Here is a 6,325-nt window from a genome sequence, read left to right on the forward strand (position 1 = left end):
ATATAAATCTATGTATGTTATTAAAATTTTTATACAAATTAGATTTTTTTCAAATTTTGCACAACGGTCTAGCATATACTTAGTGCGACCTTGATTAGCTTTTATTTTGTTTTCAATTTACAGACTTTTATAAAAATACTCAAACTTATTTTTCATACACTGCCCCGAGCATTAAGTATATGCATTGTTATACGCAGTTTTTTACTTTCCGATTCAGCACTTGAATTTAATCATATTTAAACCTTAGAAATCCTCTAAAAATTTCGAATTTTTTCGGCGCGCATTGCTTTTCATCACTTTCGTATCCGCTAAGATTAATTCCACTATAATTATTAATTCGATAAGATAGCTTTAATCATATTTTCACGTCAATTTTAAATCCATTGATTTTGTCCAGTTCGTCATTATTCTCCAGTTAAAAATCCGTTTGGCTGGTTTGCTGATTTTTCACCGTAGCGATTTTCAATTCCGAAGCTTTTGGCGAGCTTGTCCTAAATCTTAGTATAAATTCCATTTGGCAAGCGACCGAATTCATTCCTATTTCCAGAGTGATTTTACAGATTTCTGATTAATTTTTGATTTACAAAATTCAATTTATAATCGAAATTATTTGAGGATTAAGTTCTGTCTTAAATTGCGTATAACGGTCTAGCATATACTTTAGTGCGACCTTAATTAGCTTTTATTTTGTTTTCAATTTACTGACTTTTATAAAAATACTCAAACTTATTTTTTCATCACTGACTCAAGCATTAAGTATATGCATTGTTATACGCAGTTTTTTACTTTTCGATTCAGCTTATAAATTTAATCTTATCTAAACCTTAGAAATCCTCAAAAAATTTCGAAATTTTTTCGGCGCGCTTGGTTTATCAGTATTTTGGATCCAATAGAGATTTATTTCATTAAATTATAGATTCAATCGGCTAGCGCAAGTCATATTTTCGAAGCAATTTTCAAAACCGTTGATTTCGGTTAATTCGTCGTTTTTCTCCAATTAAAATGCATTTGGCTAGCTCTGAATTCATTTCTCCGTAGCGATTCTTAATTCCGACATTTTGGCAAGCTCGTCTTTATTCGTAATATCAATTTTCTTTGGAAAGCTCAAATTTCAATTTTATTCAGAGTATTGATTTTCAGTTCAGAATATTTTTCTGTTTTAAGATTTTTATAATCAATCGAAATTATTTGAGGATAAGTTTTTCTCAAATTGCGTATAACGGTGTCGCATATACTTAGTGCGACCTTAATTAGTATTTATTTTATTCTCAATTTACAGACTTTTATAAAAATACTCAAACTTATTTTTTCATCACCGAACCCAAGCATTAAGTATATGCATTGTTACAAGCAGTTTTTTGATTTTCGAATTAGCTAAAAATCTAATCAAATATTTAATCTTAATAATCCTGAAAAAAATTCGAATTTTTTCGCCAAAGTGAAATTCGATCAGATTTTGTTTTTTTAGCCAGAATTTCGTCTAAATTCAAATTCCGTTTGGCTGTTTATTGGTCAATTCTCCGTTGTGATTGTCATTCACTAATTTTGGTAAGCTTGTCTTAAATCTAAAGTAAAAATTTCTTTGGATAGCTCTGAATTGATTTCTCCGTAGCGATTCTCAATTCCGACATTTTGGCAAACTCGTCATTATTCCAAAGCTTAAAAATTTTTGGTAAGCTCTAAATTCATTTTTTAGAGTGTGAGTTTTCAGATTTCTGATTGTTTTTTTGAGCTTTAAAATTTAATTATTAATCAAAATTTGTTCAGGATTAAAGATCTAATCAAATTGCTTGTAACGGTCAAGTATAAGAGCAGTAGCGGATTTCAAGGCAATTACCTGTCCGCCACCACAAAAGTTCATTAAACGCACTTGCCTTGATTTCAACACTTTACCCGCTATTGCTTTTATACAATGTTGTGTGCAGTCTTTTCTTTCTTTATTTCAATGTTGTGTGCAGTCTTTTCTTTCTTTATTTCAATAGTGTTACCAAAACAAAAGTCAAAATATACGCGAAAATTGGGGCTATTCCCCAAACTGTGAAGAATCGTTTTACGGTCTTGTTGCTAAAGGTGTTTTTAAATCCGTTCTTGCTAATACTCAAAGCGATAAAAGCTGCTCCGTTCAATTGTACCAATGAAGTCGGAATTCCTTTTGTTACAGAAGCCAATAAAAGTAAACTGGCTACAATAATTGCAATCACAGTTGCATTAAATGGAGATACTTCTACAATATCTTTCCCTGTCTTTTTGGTCACTTTGTGTCCAAGTAAAGAACTTCCAATGGCGAAACAAGGAGCTACAATTAAAACCGATAAAATGATAATCGGTAAAAAGTTTTGAATCGCTTCTTGTCCGATTTCATTTGCAGTCAATGAAGCAATTGGTGCTGCTGCATTAGCTACATTATTTGCGCCAATTGAAAATGCAACATAAAGAGATGATAAAATCAATATTGCTTTTAACCCTTTGTGCTGTCTTAAATGTGAATAATCATCCGTAAAAACCTTGTTTTTTAGCAAGGGGAAAACCCATTTGGAAAGAATTAGCATTATGAAAAATGCGATAATAGGCAAGATAATCCAAGTTGGAATAACTTCATAAAACAACATACGGGTGTTCAAACCATCCAATGCGGTTGCTGCTCCTGCAATTGAAAGTACTGTTGCCTGACTGGTTGATTGTGGAACACCAATCAGATTGGCAATTAGTAACGATAAACCGATAGACCCCAAAATAATTGAAGTAATCAAAGGCGTAAAAAAGGAATGGTCTAAAAGTCCTTTACCAAGGGTCAAGGAAACTTCTTTACCTGCAATTAGAGCACCGGCAAGAACCATTATTCCGAATAGTCCCGGAATAAGTGTACGTTTTAAGACATTTGCTCCATAAGCGGCTGAAAAAGCTGGAGCCGTTCCACTTGCACCCATATTTATGGCTAAAAACATTGCCAATAGAAAAGGGATAGTTAAGCCGTTAAATAGTTCTGACATAATTATTGATTTTTAGATTTTTTAAAGTTGATAGTGTGATGGATTGTAAACCTTACAATATGACGATTGTAAAAATCGACTCCTGATTTTCGTTGTTGATACCAATTGAAATAGCCTAACTCAAAGCCTAAATTTTCATATAGCATATATTGAACACTTGCTCCGTATCTGTTTTGGTCAAATACATTTTGGACAATTTTGCCACCAATATTTATATGGATTTCGTCAAACGCCTTTAAGGTCAGCTTATCAAAAGGCGAGTATCTTATTTCAAGTTTGTATCGTGTTCTGTTGTTACCGTACTCAAAAGAACTACTGGGTTGTTCAAAAAATCTAAATTCAGTCCAATATCGATGATGCAAGGTTATTTTGTCAGAAATAGTTTGTTTGTAGCCTATTTCAAGTTGTGGACGCAGTTCTGTTCTATTTTCAAAATCTAAAATTTCAGGGTCGTGCGGTAATGATTGTAGAAAATAGGTAAAACCGATTCCCGCATTCCAACCTTTTCCAAGTTTTCGTTCTGCAAATGTTCTCGTAACGAACTGGTGTTGTCGCCAAGGAAACCAATAAGTCCTTTCTTCTATTTCCTGTCTTATTTGATAGTTGTCAGTGAGTTTCAGTTTCAGGTAATAGCGTGTCCAAAGCAGCTGCTGGGTATCTACGTTTTTTTGAGCTTTGACACTTGTAGAAAACAGTCCAAGTAGCAATGCTGCAAATACCATTGATTGAGTTTTCGGCATAGAATTTCAAAATTTTAGGGGCAAATATATTAAAGCCTATTTATCCTACCAAGTTAGTAGGATATAAAAATGAAAAAAAATTACTTTTTTAGTTTTTTCTCTCTTTTGATAATGTCTGCAAAGGTAGCAGCTTTTAATCGCTTTACAGTTTCATTGCGGATTTCCATTGCAATTTGACGGATTCCGCAAGTTTCTTCGTCAACGCATTCTTCACAGCGTTCATAAAATTCATAGGTTACGCAAGGTAGCAAAGCGATTGCTCCGTCAAAGAGTCTCATTACTTTTGCCATATGAATTTCATCAGGCGTTGCATTCAAGGAATAGCCGCCATATTTCCCTTTCGTGCTGTTTAATATTCGAGCGTTTTTAAGTTCGGTTAGTATAGATTCAAGAAATTTCAGAGGAATGTTCTGTTCTTCCGAAATTCTACTTACCGATATAGGTTGCTCGTCCTTGTTTTTTGCGATATAAACAAGTGCGTTAATTGCGTATTTTGTCTTTTTTGATAACACTATCGTTTCGTTTTTTTAGATTGCACACAACGTTGATGTGTAAGAATAGTTGCGTGATTAAGCCACTAATTTAGCAAAAATGGAACGAACCAGAGGAAAATCCGTAGGATTTTCCAAGTAGGCAAGAACCAAGCAATTATTTTTACACGGTGTTAGCCACTGGCTTTTCTCAGTTCCATATTTCTTTAATTCTATCAATCCAACTCTTTTTCATTGATGCATTTTTTACTTTTGGTTTCCTAATGTAGATAGTTGGATTAAAGTCCGCTATGTAGGCGGTTTCTATAATACGTTTTTTCGGTTTATATATTTTTCCATTTTCATCTTCAATAAATGGATAGCAATAAACTGTGTTTTTAAATTTCGGGTCGTCAAGTGGTATTTCAAACTTCATAATAGCCTTTTTTATAAAGTCCATTTTAAATCCGTTATTTGACAGATCCTTTTCAAGTATTCCTCGCAATTTTTTCAAATCCACTTTTAATGGTTTGACATCCGTTTCTTCAGGTTCAATTTCGTTATTCAAAATGTCAATCTCAATTTCTTTTACATTTTTGTCACGAGCTATGAAATTAAGCCAGTCCGCCATATATCCGCCATCATAGTATCCTAGTGTACTCAAGTAGCTCAAGGCTAAATTCCCTGGTATTCCATTTAAGTTTCTCGTTTTTCCCATTGTTGGTTTCAGCTTGTGGCTAACGGTCTAGTATATACTTTAGTGCGACCTTAATTAGCTTTTATTTTGTTTTCAATTTACTGACTTTTATAAAAATACTCAAACTTATTTTTTCATCATTTATCCGAGCATTAAGTATATGCATTGTTGCACGCAGTTTTTTTTCTTTTCGATTTAGCTATTAGTTTTATTCTTATTCAAACCTTAAAAATCCTCAAAAAAATTTCGAATTTTTTCGCCAGAGTGAGCTTCGATCAGGTTCTGTTTCTCAAGCCGAAGTTTGTCTAAAATCAAATTCCGTTTGGCTGTTTATTGGTCATTTCTCCGTTGTGATTATTGCTTCACTAATTTCGGGAAGCTTGTCTTAAATCTAAAGTAAAAATTCCATTGGCTGGCTCTGAATTGATTTCTCCGTAGCGATTCTTAATTCCGACATTTTGACAAACTCGTCATTATTCCAAAGTTCAAAAACCGTTGAGAAGCTTTAAATTAATATTTTTTGAGTTCTGATTTTCCGTTTTTAAATTAAGAATTATAAATTCAAAAATAGAGTAGAGGATTTTTAAAAAATAGTTTGGCTTAAATTGCGTGCAACGGTTTTGTGTATGAGTAGTAGCGAGATTTTAGCTCGGAACTTTTCTCATTTCTAAAACCATAAACTTATAACTTAATTTTCGTTTTTCAACACAGACTTCGCTATTACTTATACATAGTGTTACAGCTAGGTTTTTATTTCGATTTAACTCAGGTTCTACATTTCAATTCAACTTAAAATCCTCTAAAAATGTAATTTTTTTTCGGCGCGCTAGGTTTTTCATCGTTTTGGATTTCTCAAAATTGTTTTTATCAACCTGTAAACTCGATTATCTAGCTTGAGTCATATTTTCATAACGTTTTTCAAGTCTGCTGGTTTCGTTTAGCTTTTTATTTTTCTCCAGTTAAAATTCCGTTTGGCTGACTTTTCGATTTTCTCCGTAGCGATTTTCAATTCCAAACCTTTTGGCGAGCTCGTCTAAAATCTTAGTACAAATTCCATTTGGCAAGCGACAGAATTCAGTCCTATTTTCGGAGTGATTTTTCCGATTCTGATATTTTCTTTCTTAAAATACTTGAATATCAAAATAGGAGAGAGGATTTTAAAAATCAACGACTTAACTTAGCTGTAACGGTGTCGCATATACTTAGTGCGACCTTAATTAGTATTTATTTTATTCTCAATTTACAGACTTTTATAAAAATACTCAAACTTATTTTTTCATCACCGAACCCAAGCATTAAGTATATGCATTGTTACCACTAGGCTTTTTTTCCTTCGGATCAACTATTTCTTAACATTAATATTCAACTTAAAATCCTCTAAAAAATGCAATTTTTTTCGGCGCGCTTGGTTTTTCATCGTTTTTGATA

Annotated in this window: 4 protein-coding genes; all 4 read right to left on the minus strand. The window is 32.8% G+C overall.

The annotated features are described in order from the left end of the window. Positions 1-1,970: 1,970 nt before the first annotated feature. The 4 genes from CAP47_RS00010 to CAP47_RS00025 all read right to left on the minus strand — a co-directional run bounded on the left by CAP47_RS00010 (position 1,971) and on the right by CAP47_RS00025 (position 4,918). Positions 1,971-2,990 (minus strand): inorganic phosphate transporter, encoded by a 1,020-nt coding sequence (locus CAP47_RS00010; protein ID WP_100774841.1) that lies wholly within the window; start codon positions 2,988-2,990, stop codon positions 1,971-1,973. Between the two features lie 2 nt (positions 2,991-2,992). After that, positions 2,993-3,730 carry a DUF2490 domain-containing protein gene (locus CAP47_RS00015; protein WP_100774842.1) on the minus strand — a complete coding sequence of 246 codons (738 nt, stop codon included), beginning with the start codon at positions 3,728-3,730 and terminating at the stop codon, positions 2,993-2,995. An 80-nt stretch (positions 3,731-3,810) separates the two neighbouring features. Further along, positions 3,811-4,242: an RrF2 family transcriptional regulator gene (locus tag CAP47_RS00020; protein WP_100774843.1), complete on the minus strand. Its 432-nt coding sequence runs from the start codon at positions 4,240-4,242 to the stop codon at positions 3,811-3,813. A 169-nt stretch (positions 4,243-4,411) separates the two neighbouring features. Then, on the minus strand, positions 4,412-4,918 hold the full coding sequence (locus tag CAP47_RS00025) for a hypothetical protein (protein ID WP_100774844.1): 507 nt from the start codon (positions 4,916-4,918) through the stop codon (positions 4,412-4,414). Between the last annotated feature and the right edge of the window lie 1,407 nt (positions 4,919-6,325).

This window comes from Psychroflexus sp. S27 (genome assembly GCF_002810405.1).
Classification (GTDB): Bacteria; Bacteroidota; Bacteroidia; order Flavobacteriales; family Flavobacteriaceae; genus Psychroflexus; species Psychroflexus halocasei_A.

Coding starts and splice junctions, on each gene's coding strand:
- CAP47_RS00010 (WP_100774841.1), bottom strand. CDS start 2,990: ATGTCAGAACTATTTAACGGCTTAACTATCCCTTTTCTATTGGCAATG.
- CAP47_RS00015 (WP_100774842.1), bottom strand. CDS start 3,730: ATGCCGAAAACTCAATCAATGGTATTTGCAGCATTGCTACTTGGACTG.
- CAP47_RS00025 (WP_100774844.1), bottom strand. CDS start 4,918: ATGGGAAAAACGAGAAACTTAAATGGAATACCAGGGAATTTAGCCTTG.